The organism is Nocardioides gilvus, from assembly GCF_003194605.1.
Classification (GTDB): Bacteria; Actinomycetota; Actinomycetes; order Propionibacteriales; family Nocardioidaceae; genus Nocardioides; species Nocardioides gilvus.
Genome location: NZ_QHKY01000003.1, coordinates 113,460 through 131,282, shown reverse-complemented (window position 1 = coordinate 131,282; position 17,823 = coordinate 113,460). Strand labels below are relative to the sequence as shown.

Below are 17,823 nucleotides of genomic sequence, written 5' to 3'. Positions count from 1 at the left end.
CGGTGCGTACGCTTGTCCACCGTGTCTGACTCCGTGCGCCCGCCTCGTCCCCACCACACGCTCCTCGAGGACGGCCGGACCGCGCGCGAGGTGCTCAGCTACACCCGTCGCGGTTCGAGGTTCACGCCGAAGCAGGCGGTGGGCTGGGACGCGCACCACGAGGCGTGGGTGATCCCGGACGAGGCGGTCGACGACCCGGACTTCGACCTGGACGCCTGGTTCGGACGCTCGGCGCCGCTGGTCGTCGAGATCGGTCCCGGGGTCGGCGAGGCGACGGCGGCGCTGGCCGCTGCCCACCCCGAGGTCAACATCCTGGCCCTGGAGGTCTGGCTCCCCGGCGTGGCCGACGGGCTCACCCGGGTGGCGGAGGCTGGCGCCACCAACGTACGTTTCTGCTCGGTCGATGCGGCGTGGCTCATCGAGCACGTGCTCACCCCCGACAGCATCTCCGAGCTCTGGACCTTCTTCCCCGATCCGTGGCACAAGAAGAAGCACCACAAACGTCGCCTGATCGACGCCGACTTCGCTCGGCTGGTCGCCCAGCGTCTGGCGCCGGGAGGTCGGTGGCGGTTGGCCACCGACTGGCTGCCCTACGCCGAGCAGATGGCGGAGGTCCTGGATGCTGAGCCGGCCTTCGAGGGCGGGCAGGTCGAGCGCTGGACCGAGCGTCCGGTGACGAAGTTCGAGCGCAAGGGCCTGGCGAAGGACCGCACGATCACCGACCTGGCGTACGTGCGGAAGTGAGTCGCTGACGCAGGGAGCGTTCGCGCTCGAACCGTGCGCCGTCGCGTTCGCGCCGGGCGGCCAGTACGGCAGCCAGGAACAGCTCGGGGTGCGTGCCGGGCGGCGGGGGCGGGGCCACGTGGGTGACCACCTGGGCGGCGAGCCGGTGCGCCAACTCCTCGCGCGATGCCGGAGTGAGCTCCTGCGCGCGGCCCAGGAACTGACGTACGCCGAGGGCAAGGGGCGTGGGCAGGGCGCTGATGTCGGCGCCGCGCGCCCAGGGACCCAGGTGCTGCGGCATGGCCGTGGGTGGGGGCAGGACCAGACGGACGCGTTCGAGCACGACGTAGGTGCCGGCCGCGTGGTCGCCGAGCCTCTTGCCGCGTGGACTCAGCAGGATGGAGAAGAAGGCGCCGGCGCCGGTGAGGGCGTAGGTCTCCACGACCGCGACCAGCGCGCGGACGAAGGCGTGCTGGGCGGTGATCGGTCCCGCGTCGTCGCGGACCACGCGCAGACCCATGGCCCACTTGCCGGGCGAGCGGCCGCGGCTGAGGGTCTCGACCGTGGTCGGGACGACGAGCAGGGCGACCACCACGGAGCCGATGGTGGCGACGTGGAGCAGCGCGGCGTCGGTCTGCGACGCCGCGAGGACGGCGAGGAAGAGGGTGCCGATCAGCACCGCGACCGTGAGCACCACGTCCAGGAGCCCAGCCACCATCCGAGGCCCGATCCCGGCGGCCGGCAGGTCGAAGGCGACGGCCTCACCGGTGACGGTGTCGTCGGCAGTGAGGGAGGCGTGGTCCGAGGTCGGCTGCATGGCGGGAATCAGCATAGGGGTTCCCCTAGGGTGGGTCCGTGGATCTGGACGCCTACGTGCTCGCGCACCACGCCGAATGGCAGCGACTCGAGGCGCTGACGCGTCGCCGTCGCCTCGACGGGGCCGCCAGCGACGAGTTGATGGACCTGTACCAAGAGGTCGCCACGCACCTGTCGGTGGTGCGTGCGTCAGCCCCGGACGCCGGAGTGATCACCTACCTCTCCTCGCTGCTGGCTCGCGCCCGGACCCGCGGACTCGGCACCCGCACGAGCACCTGGCACGGTGTCGCCGTCTTCTTCACCGAGCGCTTCCCCGCCGCGCTCTACCGACTCCGGTGGTGGTGGCTGGCGACCCTGGCCGCCAACGTCGTGGTCACGGCGGTGATGATCCTCTGGCTCCTCGACAACCCGGCTGTGGAGCAACAGCTGCTGACGCGTGAGGAGATCGACCAACTGGTCTCCCACGACTTCGAGAACTACTACTCCGAGTACGCCGCCTCGCACTTCGCGGCGCAGGTGTGGGTGAACAACGCGTGGGTGACCGCGCTCTGTCTGGCCCTGGGCATCCTGGGGGTCCCCATCTTCTGGTTGCTCTTCCAGAACATGGCCAACCTGGCGGTCATCGGCTCGATCATGATCCGCAACGACCACGGGGCGCACTTCTGGGGTCTGCTGCTGCCGCACGGCCTGCTCGAGCTGACGGCCGTCTTCGTGGCCGCGGGGGTGGGACTGCGACTCTTCTGGTCATGGATCGACCCCGGCCCACGGAGTCGCACCCAGGCGCTCGCGCGGGAGGGGCGTACGGCCGGCACGGTGGCGCTCGGCCTGGTCGCCGTGCTCTTCGTGAGCGGTCTGGTCGAGGGTTTCGTCACCCCGTCCGCCCTGCCGACGTGGGCACGGGTCGGCATCGGCGTGGTCGTCGAGCTGCTCTTCCTGGTGTATGTCTTCGTGGTCGGTCGACGCGCCTGCGCGGCCGGCGCCACCGGTGATATCGACGCGCGGTTCCTGGAGGACCGCGTCGCCACCCAGGCCTGAGTCAGTTCAGAGTCGGCCGGTGGCCTTGAGCACCAGGTAGTGGTCGGCCAGCACGGCGGGAAGTCGCTCGGAGTCCTCGTCCAGCACGTCGACCCCGAGACGACGCAACAACTGGGCTGTCCGCTCGCGCCGCGCCGAGACCTGTTCAGCGGCAGCGGCGGTGTAGACCTCCTCTGCCGTCCCGCGGGTTGCGGCGAGCTCGCCCAGGGTCGGGTCCTTCACCGAAGCCACCACCACCCGGTGGTGTCGGGTCAGCACCGGCAGCACCGGCAACAGGCCTTCCTCGACCGCCGAGGGCTCCAACGGGGTCAGCAGCACCACGAGCGCTCGTCTGCGTCCCAGTTGGGTGACGGCGGCCGCGAGCCCACGCCAGTCGGCCTCCACGATCTCGGGATCCAGGTCGGCCAACGCCTCCGCGACCTCGGTGGGCGTGCGGCTGCCCGTGGTGCGCAGCCGAACGCGTACGCGGCGGTCGCCGGCCACCAGGTCGACCCGGTCGCCGGCCCGCGCCGAGAGGGCGGCGAGCAGTTGGGCGGCGTCCATGGCCGAGTCGAGACGGGGCACGTCCCCGACCCGCCCTGCGGACGTACGCGAGGTGTCGACGACGAGCACGACTCGGCGGTCCCGCTCGGGCTGCCAGGTCCGGACGACGACGTTGCGGGAGCGGGCCGAGGCGCGCCAGTCGATCGAACGCACGTCGTCCCCGCGGACGTAGTCACGCAGCGAGTCGAACTCGGTGCCCTGACCCCGCACCCGGACCGCCGAACGGCCGTCGAGTTCGCGCAACCTGGCCAGTCGAGCCGGCAGGTGCTTGCGGGAGTCGAAGGCCGGCAGTGAACGCAGGGTCCCGGGCACTTCGAGGCTCTGCTGGCGACAGGCCAGCCCGAGGGGACCTCGTAGGCGCACCGTGAGACCGAGGGTGTGCAGGTCTCCTCGACGGCTCGGCAGCAGGGGTGTGGTCAGGAGCACCCGGTCATCGCCGCGCAGCCTCAGGCGGTGGCGGTTCTCCGTGGCCCCCGCGGTCGGCTGCCAGGCGTCGCGGGCCAGGCCATCGACCCGACGGCGTGAGGTGTTGCGGACCAGCAGGGTGGTCGAGGTGGGCTCGCCGAGGCGTACGGGGGAGGTGGGGGTGCGGGTGACGGCCAGCGCGGTGGGCGAAGGGGCGCTCCACCAGTCGAGGAGCACCGCCAGGGTGACCAGCCCCGCCCACATCCACACGGTGCTGGCCTGGGGGCGCAGCACGACAGGGACCAGGCCGAGCAGCACCAGGAGCGGGACGCGACCGGTGATCGTCATCGGGGGACCGGCACCGACCCGAGTGCGCTGCTCAGCACCGCGCCGGTGTCGACACCCTCGAGCTCGGCCTCGGGGCGCAGCGCCAGACGGTGGACCAGGACCGAGTGGGCGAGCGCCTTGACGTCGTCCGGGGTCACGAAGTCACGCCCGTTGAGCCATGCCCAGGCCCGTGCCGCGCGCATCAGGGCCGTGGAGCCGCGCGGTGAGACGCCCAGGGAGAGGGAGGGGGAGACCCGGGTGGCCCGAGCGATGTCGACGATGTAGGCGGCGACCTCGGCCGAGACCGTCACCTGGGTGCAGGCCACCTGCGCCGCGATGACGTCCTCGGGGCCGGCCACGGGGCTCACACCGGCAGCGGCGATGTCGCGTGGGTCGAACCCGGCAGCATGACGGGCCAGGATCTCCAGCTCTGCCTCCCGCTCGGGGACTGGCAGCACCACCTTGAGCAGGAAGCGGTCCAACTGGGCCTCGGGCAACGGGTAGGTGCCCTCGTACTCGACCGGGTTCTGGGTCGCGGCCACCAGGAACGGCCGCGGCAGGGCGCGCGAGACCCCGTCGACGGAGACCTGACCCTCCTCCATCGCCTCCAGCAGGGCCGACTGGGTCTTGGGAGGGGTGCGGTTGATCTCGTCGGCGAGCAGCAGGTTGGTGAAGACCGGCCCCTCACGGAAGGAGAGCTCGTTGCTCCCGCCGTCGGCCGACGAGGTGACGACCATGGACCCGGTGATGTCGCCGGGCATCAGGTCGGGGGTGAACTGGACCCGCCGGGTCTCGACAGCCAAGGACGCAGCAAGAGTGCGGACCAGGAGGGTCTTGGCCACTCCCGGCACTCCCTCCATCAACACGTGGCCGCCGGTGAGCAGGGCCACGAGCAGCCCTGAGACGGCGGCGTCCTGCCCGACCACCACCTTGGCCACCTCGGCGCGCACCTGGTTGAGTCGTTCACGGGACTGCTGGACGTTGTCACTCATGCGTGACGTACCTCTTCCTCGAGTGTGGCCAGTTGTCCGGCCAGGTGGATCAGTTCACGATCGGTGCGCGGTGGCGCAGCAGAGTGGGGCGACAGGAGGCGCCCGACGTCGCCCGACTCGCGACCGGTCAGTGCCACCACGGCCGCCACGACGTCCTCCGGGTCGTGACTGCCGGTGCGGAGACGGCGGGCCAGACGGTGGAGGCTGGCCGTGCGGAGCGCAACGGCCGCGTGGCCGCGGTCGCCGGCGCGTTGGTACAGGCGGCCGCGGGCGAGGGTGGTCTCCACCGCCTTGACCACGACGGGGATCGGTTCCACAGCGAGCGCCCCCAGTCGCCGGATGCGCCACCCGACCAGCGCGAGGCCGCTCAACGCCAGCACCCAGAGACCGGGCAGGATCCAGTCAGGAAGGGTCTCGCTCAGGGGCAGTGCGTCTCCTGCGGTCAGGTCGCGAGCGTCCGGCACGTACCAGACGAGCGCGCTGCCGCCCCCGACCAGCCGGAGGGCGACTGCTGCGTTGTCGGCTCGCACGACCTGTTCGTTGGAGAGCGCTTGTCCGGCTCCCCAGAGCGTCAGTCCTGCAGCGGGTGAGACCAGCAAGGAGCCCTCGGTGTGGCCGAAGCAGCCGGGGCCGTCGAAGGCCAGGGCCTCTTCGGTGCGGATCGCCAGGTCCGAGAACTCTGGGTCGGCGCACGCCCCGGACACGTGCTGGGGGATACGGACGCGGGTGGGCGGGGTGGTCAGGGAGGTGGTGAGCCAGCCGGGCGGGTCCACCAGGACCACGTCACCGGCGCTTGCGTGGTCCCTGAGACGGGACAGGGTGCTCTCGCCCAGCTGTTCGGTCGAGGTCACCACCACCGTGGTCCCCTCGGTGACAGATTGCGACTCCAGGGCTGCTGCGCCTCGCGCCACCGTGACGTCCACGTCGTGGCGCTCGAGCACCCGGGCCAGCGCTCGCGCGCCGTCCGGACCGGCGTTCTCCGGGTCGAGGGGCACGGTGTTGCCGGGCCGCTGGCCCGCGACGACGGAGATGGCCACGACGGCCAGGACGAATGCCGTGAGGATGAGCGCGGTGCGGTGTCGACGTACGCGCACCCGGAGGCCGCTGCTCATCGCGCGCCCGCCAGGTCGGTCTCCAGGGCGAGGAGCGCCACGGCCTGCTCGGGGCGTACGTCCTGGTCACCGTAGAGCGTGGCGTCGAAGAGGTCGGCTGCCGCGACGATCTCCGAACGGTGGTCGCCGAACGCCTCGGCCAGGGCCTCCGCGAGCTCGTGGGCGGTTGCTCCGGGCACGTTCTCGACACGGCGTTGTTCGACCTGAGAGGTCGCCAGGGCGCGAAAGGCGTCGACGACCGCGTCCTTGTGTCGGCCTTCCGCCAAGGCCGTGCGTGCCCGGATGCGCAACTGCTCCGCGCTGACGCCCTCCTCGAGCAACGGCGTGGGAGAGGCGCTGCGCTCGTGGCTCCGGTGGCCGAGCCGGGAGAGAGCCAGTCCCAGCACGAGCACGAGCACGAAACCGACCACGAGGGCCGCGAGGTAGGAGAGGGGCGGCACCCCGCTCGCCGCGTTCAACACCTGGTCGAGTTGGCCCAGGAACCATTGCAGGGCTCTTTCGGTGAGGTCGCGCTCCCGGTACTCAGGGCGCAGCAGTTCGCGTCGCATCTCGGAGCGCGCCTCGTCGGGAGTCAGGTCGCGTGCGTGGACCAGCGCCAGGGAGAGGACTGGGGTCACGGAGGTGGGGCTCCCGCTCCGGATCGGGTGAGCAGATCGACGTCGAACGCCTCCTTGCGGATCCTCACGTCGATGTACAGCAGAGCCGTGACCGCGCTGAGGAAGGGCGTCACCAGGGCGGTCGCGACGATCTGGGAGATGGCCTGGGTGGCGATCAGTGCGACCAGCACCATCGCTTCGCTGGCGCCCATGAGAGCAGGGACCTCGCCCAGGAAGACGAGCGGGATCGAGACCACTCCGGAGGCAATCTGGGCGACCATCACGGTCAGGAAGGAGATGCCCAGGACCCGCCAGAAGTGGCCGGAGACGAGTCGTGAGCCGCGGTTGAGCGCTTCGAGGACACCGGTGCGCTCCACCATCAGCACGGGGACGGCAAAGAGGTAGTACTTCACCCAGAACCAGGTCGACAGCACCGCGCCGAGGGGCAGGGTGATGAGGAACCACGCGACGATGCCCATCACGTTGCCGGTCATGACGACTCCCACCGAGGCCACCACGTAGACCAACGTCACTGCCGCCATCAGGAACAGCAGGAGGGCGGCGAGACCGAGCAACCGTCCTCGTGCGCCACGCGTCGCCTGCCAGGCCTGCCCCAAGGTCATCTTCTGCCCCAGGGCCGCCGTGTACGCAACCTGGGCGGTCATCCCGGTGACCAACGTGACGCCCAGCCACTGCAGCAGCAGGGCGCCTCCCCACGCCACACCCAGGGAGATGAGCACGGCGGCGTCATCCGACCCGAAGTCGGCCGTCGGCAGCAGCACGCCGGTCAGCGCGATCGGGATCAGCAGCGGCACGGCAGCGAAGAGGACAGCGGCACCGACCGTGGCGCCGGGGTTGAAACGGATGATCCGGATCGCGGCATCCAGGATGTCGCCCAGCCGCAGGGGCCGCAGCGGCACGGCTCCAGGTTTGTGGGCTGCTCGTGCCGGTGTCGGGGACCAGTGTGGTGCCGGGGCGCCCGGCTGCCCGGGCGCGGGGGAGGGGTACTGAGGGCCCGGCGCCGGGTAGGGCCCGGGCGGCGAGTACGAAGGCCAGGGCGCGGCGGGACCGGGCCCTGGCGCGGGATGGGGCGGGCCGAGAGGGGGTTGGGCGCCGACCGGGGGGTCATACTGGTCTTGTCCTGCCATGGCGCAATCCAAGCAGGAAACACCGACATGACCGTCCGGAATCGGTGGGACGGACCCGATTTGGATCTTTGCCGAAGCGTCTGCCAAGATAGGCAAGTTGCTCCGGCGGGTGCCGGGGTGCGTCAACACTCTTGACTACTGAATCGCGTCTCCCGATGGCTCTTGGCCGTCGAGCGTCTGGACTCCGTGGTCGCGTGTGCTGAAGCACCGTTCCTGAGTCATCAGGCCGAGACCCGATCCGATCCGACGAACCGTCGGAAGTCACGTAGGTCCACAACTCAATCCCTGGTCAGTCGTCACTCGAAGTAGAGCGACACGCCCGACCGCGGGGGTCGAGAGGTGGAGTGAAAGAGAGACAGGCGGTACGGCCTCACCCGAGGACGTGTCGAGAGAACAGACCAGGACGCGGCACCTCCCGGGGTGCGAGAGTAAGGACGAGAGAGACCTATGGCGGGACAGAAGATCCGCATCAGGCTCAAGGCCTATGACCACGAGGTGATCGACACCTCGGCGCGCAAGATCGTGGACACCGTCACCCGTACGGGTGCAAAGGTCGCCGGCCCCGTGCCGCTGCCGACCGAGAAGAACGTGTACTGCGTCATTCGCTCGCCCCACAAGTACAAGGACTCGCGCGAGCACTTTGAGATGCGCACGCACAAGCGCCTCATCGACATCATTGACCCCACGCCGAAGACCGTCGACTCGCTGATGCGTCTCGACCTGCCGGCTGGCGTCGACATCGAGATCAAGCTCTGAGGTCCGAGAAGATGACTTTCGAACGAAACGTGAAGGGGTTGCTGGGCACCAAGCTCGGCATGACCCAGATGTGGGACGAGAACAACAAGGTTGTTCCCGTCACCGTGATCGCTGCCACGACCAACGTCGTGACTCAGGTCCGCCAGCCCGAGACCGATGGCTACAACGCCATCCAGGTCGGCTTCGGCGAGATCGAGGCACGCAAGGTCAACAAGCCGGTGGCTGGTCACTTCGCCAAGGCCGGTGTGACCCCGCGTCGCAACCTGGTCGAGATCCGCACCGCTGACGCCTCGACCTACACGGTCGGCCAGGAGCTCGGTGTCGACACCTTCGCCAACGGCGAAGAGATCGACGTCACCGGCACCAGCAAGGGCAAGGGCTTCGCCGGCGTCATGAAGCGTCACGGCTTCCACGGTGTCGGCGCTTCCCACGGTGCCCACCGCAACCACCGCAAGCCCGGCTCGATCGGCGCCTGCGCCACTCCGGGTCGTGTCTTCAAGGGCACCCGCATGGCTGGCCGGATGGGTAACGACGTCGTCACCACCCAGAACGTCACCGTGCACGCAGTGGACACCGAGAAGGGCCTGATCCTTCTCAAGGGTGCCGTTCCCGGCCCCCGTGGTGGTCTCGTGGTGCTGCGTTCCGCTGCCAAGCAGACCCAGGAGGCCTGAGCATGGCTACCAAGACCGTGAAGGTCGACCTTCCCGCCGCAATCTTCGGCGTCGAGGTCAACGTGCCGTTGATCCACCAGGTCGTCGTCGCCCAGCAGGCTGCTGCCCGCCAGGGAACGCACAAGACCAAGACCCGCGCCGAGGTGCGTGGTGGTGGACGCAAGCCGCACAAGCAGAAGGGCACCGGCCGCGCCCGTCAGGGCTCGACCCGGGCACCGCAGTTCGCCGGCGGTGGCATCGTCCACGGCCCGCAGCCGCGTGACTACTCGCAGCGCACCCCCAAGAAGATGAAGGCCGCTGCTCTGCGTGGCGCCCTCTCGGACCGCGCTCGCAACGACCGCATCCACGTGGTCGACTCCCTGGTGTCGGGTGACAAGCCCTCCACCAAGGCCGCGCTGACCGCGCTCACTGCACTGAGTGACCGCAGCCGTTACCTGGTCGTCCTCGAGCGCAGCGACACCACCACGTGGCTCTCGCTCCGCAACGCCCAGCAGGTTCACATCGTCGCCGTTGACCAGCTCAACACCTACGACGTGCTCGCCAGCGACGACGTGGTCTTCACCCAGGCCGCCTACGAGGCGTTCGTCGCCGGCAAGACCAAGAAGGAGGGCGACAAGTGAGCACCCTGCACAAGGACCACCGCGACATCCTGCTCGCGCCGGTCGTGTCCGAGAAGAGCTACGGCCTGCTCGACGCGAACAAGTACACGTTCGTCGTGCACCCGGACGCCAACAAGACCGAGATCAAGATCGCGGTCGAGAAGATCTTCAACGTGAAGGTGACCTCGGTCAACACCCTGAACCGTCAGGGCAAGACCCGCCGCACGAAGAACGGTCTGGGCAAGCGCAAGGACACCAAGCGCGCCATCGTCAGCCTCGCTGAGGGCCACCGCATCGACATCTTCGGGGGTCCGGTCAACTGACCGGGCGGCTGAAGGCGAAGAAGGACTAAGACAATGGCTATCCGCAAGTACAAGCCGACCACCCCGGGCCGTCGTGGCTCCTCGGTGGCTGACTTTGCCGAGATCACCCGGGACACGCCCGAGAAGTCTCTGACGCGCCCGCTCCCCAAGAAGGGCGGCCGCAACAACCAGGGACGCATCACGACTCGTCACCACGGTGGCGGTCACAAGCGTGCCTACCGCATCATCGACTTCCGTCGCTACGACAAGGACGGCGTGCCGGCCAAGGTCGCTCACATCGAGTACGACCCCAACCGCACCGCCCGCATCGCCCTGCTGCACTACGCGGACGGCGAGAAGCGCTACATCGTGGCTCCCAAGGACCTGTTCCAGGGCACCGTGATCGAGAGCGGTCCGAACTCGGACATCAAGGTCGGCAACAACCTGCCGCTGCGCAACATCCCCGTCGGTACGACCATCCACTGCATCGAGCTCCGCCCCGGCGGCGGTGCGAAGATGGCTCGCTCCGCAGGAAACTCCGCCCAGCTGGTCGCTCGTGAGGGCACCAAGGCCACGCTGCGACTCCCCTCGGGCGAGATGCGCTTCGTCGACGTGCGCTGCCGCGCCACGATCGGCGAGGTCGGCAACGCCGAGCAGTCGAACATCAACTGGGGCAAGGCCGGCCGCATGCGCTGGAAGGGCAAGCGCCCGACCGTTCGTGGTGTCGTCATGAACCCGGTCGACCACCCGCACGGTGGTGGTGAGGGCAAGACGTCCGGTGGACGTCACCCCGTGTCCCCCTGGGGCAAGGCCGAGGGCCGTACGCGCAAGCGCAAGGCCAGCGACTCCCAGATCATCCGTCGCCGCAAGTCCGGCAAGGGTAGGAAGTAACTGAGATGCCTCGTAGCCTGAAGAAGGGTCCCTTCATCGATGGCCACCTCCTCAAGAAGGTGGACGCCGAGAACGAGAAGGGCACGCACAACGTCATCAAGACGTGGTCCCGTCGGTCCATGATCCTGCCGGCCATGATTGGCCACACGATCGCGGTCCACGACGGACGCAAGCACGTTCCCGTGTTCGTGACCGACTCGATGGTCGGCCACAAGCTCGGCGAATTTGCCCCCACCCGCACTTACCGCGGGCACGTGAAGGAAGACCGGAAGGGTCGCCGTCGCTGACGCGGCGGAGACCAGAAACTGGAGATAACGAGCAATGAGCGTTACTGAGCGCGTGCGCACCAGCGCCCGCCGCGAGTCGCTGCTCGGCGACCAGCCGGGAGCCTTCGCGAGCGCGCGATTCGTCCGCATCACCCCCATGAAGGCTCGCCGTGTCGTCGACATGGTCCGCGGCCTTCCCGTCGAAGAGGCCCTGGCGCTGCTGCAGTTCGCACCGCAGGCCGCCTCCGAGACCGTCTACAAGGTGCTGGAAAGCGCCGTCGCGAACGCAGAGACCACCGAAGGCCTCAAGGCTGCCGACCTGGTTCTCTCCGTCGCGATGGTCGACGAGGGCCCCACCATGAAGCGGTGGCGTCCCCGTGCGCAGGGTCGTGCGACCCGGATCAACAAGCGCACCAGCCACATCACCCTGGTTGTCCAGCCGGCTGATGTTGCCGCCACCAGGAACGGAAAGGGTGCCTGATGGGCCAGAAGATCAACCCGAACGGCTTCCGCCTCGGTATCTCGACGGACCACAAGTCCCGTTGGTATGCCGACAAGCTGTACAAGTCGTACGTCGGTGAAGACGTCAACATCCGCAAGCTGCTCTCCAAGGGCATGGAGCGGGCCGGTATCTCCAAGGTCGAGATCGAGCGCACCCGTGACCGCGTACGTGTGGACATCCACACCGCGCGTCCCGGCATCGTGATCGGTCGTCGAGGCGCCGAGGCCGACCGCATCCGTGGCGAGCTCGAGAAGCTCACCGGCAAGCAGGTGCAGCTGAACATCCTCGAGGTCAAGAACCCCGAGGTCGACGCGCAGCTGGTCGCCCAGGGCGTGGCCGAGCAGCTGACCGGTCGTGTGCAGTTCCGACGCGCCATGCGCAAGGCCATGCAGACCGCGATGCGTTCCGGTGCCAAGGGCATCCGGATCCAGTGCTCGGGTCGACTCAACGGGGCAGAGATGTCGCGTACCGAGTTCTACCGCGAGGGTCGCGTTCCGCTGCACACCCTGCGTGCCGACATCGACTACGGCTTCTACGAGGCCAAGACGACCTTCGGTCGCATCGGTGTCAAGGTCTGGATCTACAAGGGTGAGGTCTCCGGCACGCGTGCCGAGCGCCAGGCCCAGCAGGCCGCCCGCGCCGGTGCTCCCGGTCGCGGCGGGGCTCGTCCCGCCCGTGGCGGCGAGCGCCCGAACCGTGGCTCGCGCGGCGACCGTGCACCCCGCAACGAGGCCCCCGCGGCCGCTGAGGCTGCTCCGGCAGCCGAGGCTCCGGCTGCAGAGGCTGCACCTACCGGACAGGAGGGCTGAGCTCCATGTTGATGCCCCGTCGTGTCAAGCACCGCAAGCAGCACCACCCCAAGCGGACCGGTGTTGCCAAGGGTGGCACGAAGCTCGCCTTCGGCGACTTCGGCATCCAGGCGGTTGAGGGCCACTACGTGACCAACCGCCAGATCGAGTCGGCGCGTATCGCGATGACCCGTCACATCAAGCGAGGCGGAAAGGTCTGGATCAACATCTACCCGGACCGCCCGCTGACCAAGAAGCCTGCCGAGACCCGCATGGGTTCCGGTAAGGGTTCACCCGAGTGGTGGGTCGCGAACGTCAAGCCCGGCCGCGTCATGTTCGAACTTTCCGGTGTCACTGAGGAAGTTGCCCGCGAGGCCATGCGCCGCGCGATGCACAAGCTCCCCATGAAGTGCCGGTTCATTTCCCGCGAGGCCGGTGAATTCTGATGAGCGAGAAGTTGAGCGCTGTAGCGCTGGACGACCTGAATGCAGGTGACCTCGAGAGCAAGCTCCGCGAGGCCAAGGAAGAACTGTTCAACCTCCGGTTCCAGGCCGCTACCGGCCAGCTGGAGAACAACAGCCGCCTGCGCACGGTCAAGAAGGACATTGCCCGGATCTACACCGTGGTGCGTGAGCGCGAGCTCGGAATTCGTACTGCCCCGGGTGCCGAGAACAAGGAAGAGGCCACCGCATGAGCGAGAACTCAGTGCAGCGGAACGCCCGTAAGGTCCGCGAGGGCCTGGTCGTCAGCGACAAGATGGACAAGACGATCACCGTCGCCGTCGAGGACCGTGTCAAGCACGCCCTCTACGGCAAGGTCATGCGTCGGACCTCCAAGCTGAAGGCCCACGACGAGGAGAACTCCTGCGGCATCGGCGACCGGGTCCTGATCATGGAGACCCGTCCGCTGTCCGCGACCAAGCGCTGGCGTCTGGTCGAGGTCCTCGAGAAGGCCAAGTGACCTCTCGCCCGACCCGGCGAACAACGATTTCCAACCACTAGTTCGGCAAGGCTCGCCCGCCTGAGAAGACGGCGAGAACCAGCTCGACAACCAGGAGAAACCAATGATCCAGCAGGAGTCGCGACTCGGTGTCGCTGACAACACCGGTGCGAAGGAGATCCTTTGCATCCGTGTTCTCGGCGGCTCGGGTCGTCGCTACGCCGGTATCGGCGACGTCATCGTCGCCACCGTCAAGGACGCGAACCCCGGTGGCAACGTGAAGAAGGGTGACGTCGTCAAGGCCGTCGTCGTGCGTACCAAGAAGGAACGCCGGCGCCCCGACGGTTCCTACATCAAGTTCGATGAGAATGCCGCCGTCATCCTGAAGGCTGACGGTGAGCCCCGAGGAACCCGCATCTTCGGCCCCGTGGGCCGCGAGCTGCGCGAGAAGAAGTTCATGAAGATCATCTCTCTCGCGCCGGAGGTGCTCTGATGGCTAAGAAGGCACCCAGCATGAACATCAAGAAGGGCGACACCGTCAAGGTGATCGCAGGCAAGGACAAGGGCGCAACCGGGAAGGTCATCAAGGTGCTCCGCGAGGACCACCGCGTGATCGTCGAAGGTGTGAACCGCATCAAGCGTCACACCAAGGTCGTCAACGACGGTTCGGGCAGCACCGGTGGCATCATCACCGCTGAGGCTCCGATCCACGTCTCGAACGTCATGCTGGTGGAGGGTGACGGCGTCACCCGCGTCGCATTCCGTCGCGACGACGTGACCAAGCGTCGTGCCGACGGCTCGACGTACGCTGCCCAGCGCAGCGTCCGCGTGTCCCGTACGACCGGGAAGGAGATCTGAGATGGCCGAGACCCCGCGTCTGAAGACCCGTTACCGCGAGGAGATCGTCCCCGCGCTCACGGCTGAGTTCGAGATCAAGAACATCATGCAGGTCCCCGGTCTGACGAAGATCGTGGTCAACATGGGTGTCGGCGAGGCTGCTCGTGACTCGAAGCTCATCGAAGGTGCCGTCAAGGACCTGACCGCCATCACGGGCCAGAAGCCCCTGGTGACCAAGGCCCGCAAGTCGATCGCGCAGTTCAAGCTGCGTGAAGGCATGCCGATCGGCGCGCACACCACCCTGCGCGGTGACCGCATGTGGGAGTTCCTGGACCGCCTGCTGTCCCTGGCCCTTCCCCGTATCCGCGACTTCCGCGGTCTCAACCCGAACCAGTTCGACGGCCGTGGCAACTACACGTTCGGTCTCACCGAGCAGGTCATGTTCCACGAGATCGACCAGGACAAGATCGACCGCTCGCGCGGTATGGACATCACCCTGGTGACCACCGCCACCAACGACGCCGAAGGCCGCGCGCTGCTCAAGCAGCTCGGCTTCCCGTTCAAGGAGAACTGACATGGCGAAGACTGCTCTGAAGGTGAAGGCGGCCCGCAAGCCCAAGTTCGCTGTCCGCGGTTACACCCGCTGCCAGCGCTGTGGCCGGCCGAAGGCTGTCTACCGCAAGTTCGGCCTGTGCCGCATCTGCCTGCGGGAGATGGCGCACCGGGGCGAGCTGCCCGGTGTGACCAAGTCCTCCTGGTGACCACCTTCCACTGAACAACAACCGCTGAAGGTCGACTCCTCCCCTCGGGGCGGGTCGAAACCACAGAGAGAAAGGGCCGAGACGGCCATGACCATGACTGACCCGATCGCAGACATGCTTACTCGTCTGCGCAACGCCAACCAGGCGTTCCACGATGACGTTTCAATGCCGTACAGCAAGTTGAAGGCTGGCGTCGCTGAGATCCTCAAGCAGGAGGGTTACATCACCTCCTTCGAGGTCGCCGAGCCCAAGGAGGGTGAGGTGGGCAAGACGCTCCACATCGCTCTCAAGTTCGGCCGCAACCGTGAGCGCTCCATCGTCGGCATCCGCCGCATCAGCAAGCCCGGTCTCCGGGTGTACGCCAAGAGCACGGGCCTGCCCAAGGTGCTCGGTGGCTTTGGTGTCGCGATCATCTCGACGAGCCAGGGCCTCCTGACCGACCGCCAGGCACACCAGAAGGGCGTAGGTGGGGAAGTCCTCGCCTACGTCTGGTAACGACGAGACCGAGAGAGGAAACAAGCAATGTCGCGTATTGGCAAGCTCCCCATCACGGTCCCGTCCGGCGTCGATGTCGCCATCGACGGCGACCTGGTGACCGTCAAGGGACCCAAGGGCACCCTGAACCACACCATCCCCGCCCCGATCAGCATCGTGAAGGGCGAGGACGGCGTCCTCGAGGTGCAGCGCCCCAACGACGATCGTGAAGCTCGTTCGTTGCACGGCCTGACCCGCACCCTGATCAACAACATGGTGATCGGCGTGACCGAGGGTTACGAGAAGAAGCTCGAGATCGTCGGTGTCGGTTACCGAGTTCTCCCCAAGGGCCCGACCAAGCTGGAGTTCCAGCTCGGTTACTCGCACTCCATCGTGTTCGACGCCCCCGAAGGCATCACCTTCACCACCGACGGCCCGACCAAGCTCGGCGTCGTGGGCATCGACAAGCAGGCGGTCGGAGAGACCGCCGCGAAGATTCGCAAGCTCCGCAAGCCCGAGCCGTACAAGGGCAAGGGCGTGCGTTACGCCGGCGAGCAGGTCCGCCGCAAGGTCGGAAAGGCTGGTAAGTGATTCATGGCTATCTCGCTGTCGAACAACAAGCACACCTCAAGCCGGGTTCGTTCCCGTCTGCGTCGTCAGATGCGTGGCCGCAAGAAGATCTCGGGTACGCCTGAGCGTCCTCGTCTGGTCGTGACCCGCTCTGCGAAGCACATCTCCGTCCAGGTCGTCGACGACCTGGTCGGCAAGACCCTCGCCTATGCCTCGACGATGGAGGCCGACGTGCGCTCCCTCACCGCGGACAAGACCGAGAAGTCCAAGAAGGTCGGGCAACTCGTCGCCGAGCGCGCCAAGGCCGCCGGTGTCGAGAACGTGGTCTTCGACCGCGCTGGCAACAAGTACCACGGGCGCATTGCAGCCCTGGCCGACGCCGCCCGTGAGGGCGGCCTCGCCTTCTGATGGCACGACAAGCAACAGAGAGAAGAGGAAGAGTCTCATGAGCGGAGCCCAGCGCGGTCAGCGCGGTGGCGGCACCCAGTCCGGTGGTCGTAACCGTGACGGACGCCGCGACCAGAGCGCCGACAAGACTGCCTACATCGAGCGCGTCGTTGCGATCAACCGTGTCGCCAAGGTCGTGAAGGGTGGTCGTCGCTTCAGCTTCACCGCCCTCGTGATCGTCGGTGACGGTGACGGTCTCGTCGGCGTCGGCTACGGCAAGGCAAAGGAAGTTCCCGCGGCGATCGCCAAGGGTGTGGAGGAAGCGAAGAAGTCCTTCTTCAAGGTTCCCCGCATCCAGGGCACCATCCCGCACCCGGTCCAGGGCGAGAAGGCGGCTGGCGTCGTCATGCTCCGTCCTGCCGCTCCCGGTACCGGTGTCATCGCTGGTGGTCCGGTGCGTGCAGTCCTGGAGTGCGCCGGCATCCACGACGTCCTGAGCAAGTCGCTCGGGTCGTCCAACCAGATCAACATCGTTCACGCGACCGTCAAGGCGCTGCAGATGCTTGAGGAGCCCGAGGCAGTTGCTTCACGTCGTGGTCTCACGGTCGAGCAGGTCACCCCTGCCGCGATCCTGAGGGCCCGCGCGGAGGTGGCTTCCTGATGGCACAGCTCAAGGTCCAGCAGTTGCGAGGCCTCGTCGGTCTCAAGCAGAACCAGCGCGACACCCTGCGTACGCTCGGGCTCAAGCGCATCGGTGACGTCGTCGTGAAGGAAGACCGCCCGGAGATCCGTGGCATGGTCAACACCGTCCGTCACCTCGTGACGGTTGAGGAGGTGGAGTGACATGAGCGCTCTCAAGCTGCACCACCTTCGTCCCGCCAAGGGTGCCAAGACCGCCAAGACCCGTGTGGGTCGTGGTGAGGCATCCAAGGGTAAGACCGCTGGTCGCGGTACCAAGGGTACGAAGGCTCGTTACCAGGTTCCGGTCGCCTTCGAAGGTGGCCAGATGCCGATCCACATGCGTCTCCCCAAGTTGAAGGGGTTCCGCAACCCGTTCAAGGTGGAGTTCCAGGTCGTGAACCTGGACCGCATCAACGACCTGTTCCCCGAGGGTGGCACCGTCACCGTCGAGGATCTGGTCGCCAAGGGTGCGGTTCGCAAGAACCAGCCGGTCAAGGTCCTCGGCCAGGGCGAGATCTCCGTCGCGGTGCAGGTCTCCGTCGACGCAGCGTCCGCTTCGGCCAAGACGAAGATCGAGGCCGCCGGTGGCAGCCTCACCCTCGTCTGAGGCGATCGACCAGTAGTGGTGCAGGGCCCGTTTCCACTTCGGTGGGGGCGGGCCCTGTCCCGTTCATCGCCGACTCCCTGCCCACGTACGGGGCC

29 protein-coding genes are annotated in these 17,823 nt (G+C 67.6%); 23 read left to right on the top strand and 6 right to left on the bottom strand.

Translation table 11 applies throughout. The features are described from left to right. The first annotated feature begins 21 nt into the window (after positions 1 to 21). Positions 22 to 744 (top strand): tRNA (guanosine(46)-N7)-methyltransferase TrmB, encoded by a 723-nt coding sequence (gene trmB / locus DNK52_RS09570; RefSeq protein ID WP_110240782.1) that lies wholly within the window; start codon positions 22 to 24, stop codon positions 742 to 744. Here trmB and DNK52_RS09565 read toward each other — a convergent pair. Then, positions 716 to 1,555: an RDD family protein gene (locus DNK52_RS09565; RefSeq protein WP_239455481.1), complete on the bottom strand. Its 840-nt coding sequence runs from the start codon at positions 1,553 to 1,555 to the stop codon at positions 716 to 718. The genes trmB and DNK52_RS09565 overlap by 29 nt on opposite strands. A 23-nt stretch (positions 1,556 to 1,578) precedes the next feature. On the opposite strand from DNK52_RS09565, the gene DNK52_RS09560 reads away from it, so the two are divergent. Beyond that, on the top strand, positions 1,579 to 2,574 hold the full coding sequence (locus DNK52_RS09560; RefSeq protein ID WP_110240781.1) for a stage II sporulation protein M: 996 nt from the start codon (positions 1,579 to 1,581) through the stop codon (positions 2,572 to 2,574). A 6-nt stretch (positions 2,575 to 2,580) separates the two neighbouring features. Here DNK52_RS09560 and DNK52_RS09555 read toward each other — a convergent pair whose 3' ends face one another. Genes DNK52_RS09555 through DNK52_RS09535 form a run of 5 tightly spaced genes read right to left on the bottom strand, consistent with a single transcriptional unit; the run spans position 2,581 to position 7,469 of the window. Next, positions 2,581 to 3,870, bottom strand: coding sequence for a DUF58 domain-containing protein (locus tag DNK52_RS09555; protein WP_110240780.1), 1,290 nt, complete (start codon positions 3,868 to 3,870; stop codon positions 2,581 to 2,583). Next, on the bottom strand, positions 3,867 to 4,841 hold the full coding sequence (locus tag DNK52_RS09550) for an AAA family ATPase (protein ID WP_110240779.1): 975 nt from the start codon (positions 4,839 to 4,841) through the stop codon (positions 3,867 to 3,869). The genes DNK52_RS09555 and DNK52_RS09550 overlap by 4 nt, the downstream gene beginning before the upstream one ends. After that, positions 4,838 to 5,953, bottom strand: a complete 1,116-nt coding sequence (locus tag DNK52_RS09545) for a DUF4350 domain-containing protein (RefSeq protein WP_110240778.1) — start codon at positions 5,951 to 5,953, stop codon at positions 4,838 to 4,840. The genes DNK52_RS09550 and DNK52_RS09545 overlap by 4 nt, the downstream gene beginning before the upstream one ends. Next, on the bottom strand, positions 5,950 to 6,570 hold the full coding sequence (locus tag DNK52_RS09540) for a DUF4129 domain-containing protein (RefSeq protein WP_110240777.1): 621 nt from the start codon (positions 6,568 to 6,570) through the stop codon (positions 5,950 to 5,952). Before DNK52_RS09540 ends, DNK52_RS09545 begins: the two co-directional genes overlap by 4 nt. Beyond that, positions 6,567 to 7,469, bottom strand: coding sequence for a hypothetical protein (locus DNK52_RS09535; protein WP_110240776.1), 903 nt, complete (start codon positions 7,467 to 7,469; stop codon positions 6,567 to 6,569). Before DNK52_RS09535 ends, DNK52_RS09540 begins: the two co-directional genes overlap by 4 nt. A 675-nt stretch (positions 7,470 to 8,144) precedes the next feature. On the opposite strand from DNK52_RS09535, the gene rpsJ reads away from it, so the two are divergent. The 21 genes from rpsJ (at position 8,145) to rplO (ending at position 17,728) form a co-directional block, all read left to right on the top strand. Next, positions 8,145 to 8,453 carry a 30S ribosomal protein S10 gene (gene rpsJ / locus DNK52_RS09530; RefSeq protein ID WP_008360994.1) on the top strand — a complete coding sequence of 103 codons (309 nt, stop codon included), beginning with the start codon at positions 8,145 to 8,147 and terminating at the stop codon, positions 8,451 to 8,453. A gap of 11 nt (positions 8,454 to 8,464) precedes the next feature. Next, complete coding sequence (gene rplC, locus DNK52_RS09525) at positions 8,465 to 9,124, top strand: 50S ribosomal protein L3 (RefSeq protein ID WP_110240775.1); 660 nt, start codon at positions 8,465 to 8,467, stop codon at positions 9,122 to 9,124. Between the two features lie 2 nt (positions 9,125 to 9,126). Next, the gene (gene rplD, locus DNK52_RS09520) at positions 9,127 to 9,744 is read left to right on the top strand and encodes a 50S ribosomal protein L4 (protein ID WP_110240774.1); all 618 of its coding nucleotides are present in this window, start codon (positions 9,127 to 9,129) and stop codon (positions 9,742 to 9,744) included. After that, positions 9,741 to 10,046: a 50S ribosomal protein L23 gene (gene rplW / locus DNK52_RS09515; RefSeq protein ID WP_110240773.1), complete on the top strand. Its 306-nt coding sequence runs from the start codon at positions 9,741 to 9,743 to the stop codon at positions 10,044 to 10,046. Before rplD ends, rplW begins: the two co-directional genes overlap by 4 nt. A gap of 33 nt (positions 10,047 to 10,079) precedes the next feature. Continuing rightward, on the top strand, positions 10,080 to 10,916 hold the full coding sequence (rplB, locus tag DNK52_RS09510; protein ID WP_110240772.1) for a 50S ribosomal protein L2: 837 nt from the start codon (positions 10,080 to 10,082) through the stop codon (positions 10,914 to 10,916). A 5-nt stretch (positions 10,917 to 10,921) separates the two neighbouring features. Then, entirely contained in the window at positions 10,922 to 11,203 is a 282-nt protein-coding gene (rpsS, locus tag DNK52_RS09505) for a 30S ribosomal protein S19 (RefSeq protein ID WP_110240771.1), read from the top strand. 34 nt (positions 11,204 to 11,237) lie between these two features. Beyond that, a complete protein-coding gene (gene rplV, locus DNK52_RS09500; RefSeq protein ID WP_110240770.1) occupies positions 11,238 to 11,663 on the top strand; it encodes a 50S ribosomal protein L22 in 426 nt (141 codons plus the stop codon). Then, the gene (rpsC, locus tag DNK52_RS09495) at positions 11,663 to 12,493 is read left to right on the top strand and encodes a 30S ribosomal protein S3 (protein WP_110240769.1); all 831 of its coding nucleotides are present in this window, start codon (positions 11,663 to 11,665) and stop codon (positions 12,491 to 12,493) included. The genes rplV and rpsC overlap by 1 nt, the downstream gene beginning before the upstream one ends. A gap of 5 nt (positions 12,494 to 12,498) precedes the next feature. Beyond that, the gene (gene rplP, locus DNK52_RS09490) at positions 12,499 to 12,918 is read left to right on the top strand and encodes a 50S ribosomal protein L16 (RefSeq protein WP_110240768.1); all 420 of its coding nucleotides are present in this window, start codon (positions 12,499 to 12,501) and stop codon (positions 12,916 to 12,918) included. Further along, positions 12,918 to 13,166, top strand: coding sequence for a 50S ribosomal protein L29 (gene rpmC, locus DNK52_RS09485; protein WP_110240767.1), 249 nt, complete (start codon positions 12,918 to 12,920; stop codon positions 13,164 to 13,166). The genes rplP and rpmC overlap by 1 nt, the downstream gene beginning before the upstream one ends. Next, positions 13,163 to 13,432, top strand: coding sequence for a 30S ribosomal protein S17 (rpsQ, locus tag DNK52_RS09480; RefSeq protein WP_110240766.1), 270 nt, complete (start codon positions 13,163 to 13,165; stop codon positions 13,430 to 13,432). The genes rpmC and rpsQ overlap by 4 nt, the downstream gene beginning before the upstream one ends. Positions 13,433 to 13,535: 103 nt before the next feature. Next, positions 13,536 to 13,904 carry a 50S ribosomal protein L14 gene (rplN, locus tag DNK52_RS09475; RefSeq protein ID WP_110240765.1) on the top strand — a complete coding sequence of 123 codons (369 nt, stop codon included), beginning with the start codon at positions 13,536 to 13,538 and terminating at the stop codon, positions 13,902 to 13,904. Next, the gene (rplX, locus tag DNK52_RS09470; protein WP_110240764.1) at positions 13,904 to 14,269 is read left to right on the top strand and encodes a 50S ribosomal protein L24; all 366 of its coding nucleotides are present in this window, start codon (positions 13,904 to 13,906) and stop codon (positions 14,267 to 14,269) included. The genes rplN and rplX overlap by 1 nt, the downstream gene beginning before the upstream one ends. Position 14,270: 1 nt before the next feature. Then, on the top strand, positions 14,271 to 14,822 hold the full coding sequence (gene rplE / locus DNK52_RS09465; protein WP_110240763.1) for a 50S ribosomal protein L5: 552 nt from the start codon (positions 14,271 to 14,273) through the stop codon (positions 14,820 to 14,822). 1 nt (position 14,823) lies between these two features. Further along, positions 14,824 to 15,009, top strand: a complete 186-nt coding sequence (locus DNK52_RS09460) for a type Z 30S ribosomal protein S14 (RefSeq protein ID WP_011757321.1) — start codon at positions 14,824 to 14,826, stop codon at positions 15,007 to 15,009. Between the two features lie 87 nt (positions 15,010 to 15,096). Next, positions 15,097 to 15,504: a 30S ribosomal protein S8 gene (gene rpsH, locus DNK52_RS09455; RefSeq protein WP_110240762.1), complete on the top strand. Its 408-nt coding sequence runs from the start codon at positions 15,097 to 15,099 to the stop codon at positions 15,502 to 15,504. 27 nt (positions 15,505 to 15,531) lie between these two features. Then, entirely contained in the window at positions 15,532 to 16,074 is a 543-nt protein-coding gene (gene rplF, locus DNK52_RS09450) for a 50S ribosomal protein L6 (RefSeq protein WP_110240761.1), read from the top strand. 3 nt (positions 16,075 to 16,077) lie between these two features. Then, positions 16,078 to 16,461, top strand: a complete 384-nt coding sequence (rplR, locus tag DNK52_RS09445) for a 50S ribosomal protein L18 (protein WP_110240760.1) — start codon at positions 16,078 to 16,080, stop codon at positions 16,459 to 16,461. A gap of 37 nt (positions 16,462 to 16,498) precedes the next feature. Further along, positions 16,499 to 17,101 (top strand): 30S ribosomal protein S5, encoded by a 603-nt coding sequence (gene rpsE / locus DNK52_RS09440; protein ID WP_110240759.1) that lies wholly within the window; start codon positions 16,499 to 16,501, stop codon positions 17,099 to 17,101. Next, entirely contained in the window at positions 17,101 to 17,283 is a 183-nt protein-coding gene (rpmD, locus tag DNK52_RS09435) for a 50S ribosomal protein L30 (RefSeq protein WP_110240758.1), read from the top strand. Before rpsE ends, rpmD begins: the two co-directional genes overlap by 1 nt. A gap of 1 nt (position 17,284) precedes the next feature. Beyond that, positions 17,285 to 17,728, top strand: a complete 444-nt coding sequence (rplO, locus tag DNK52_RS09430) for a 50S ribosomal protein L15 (RefSeq protein WP_110240757.1) — start codon at positions 17,285 to 17,287, stop codon at positions 17,726 to 17,728. Positions 17,729 to 17,823 lie beyond the last annotated feature (95 nt).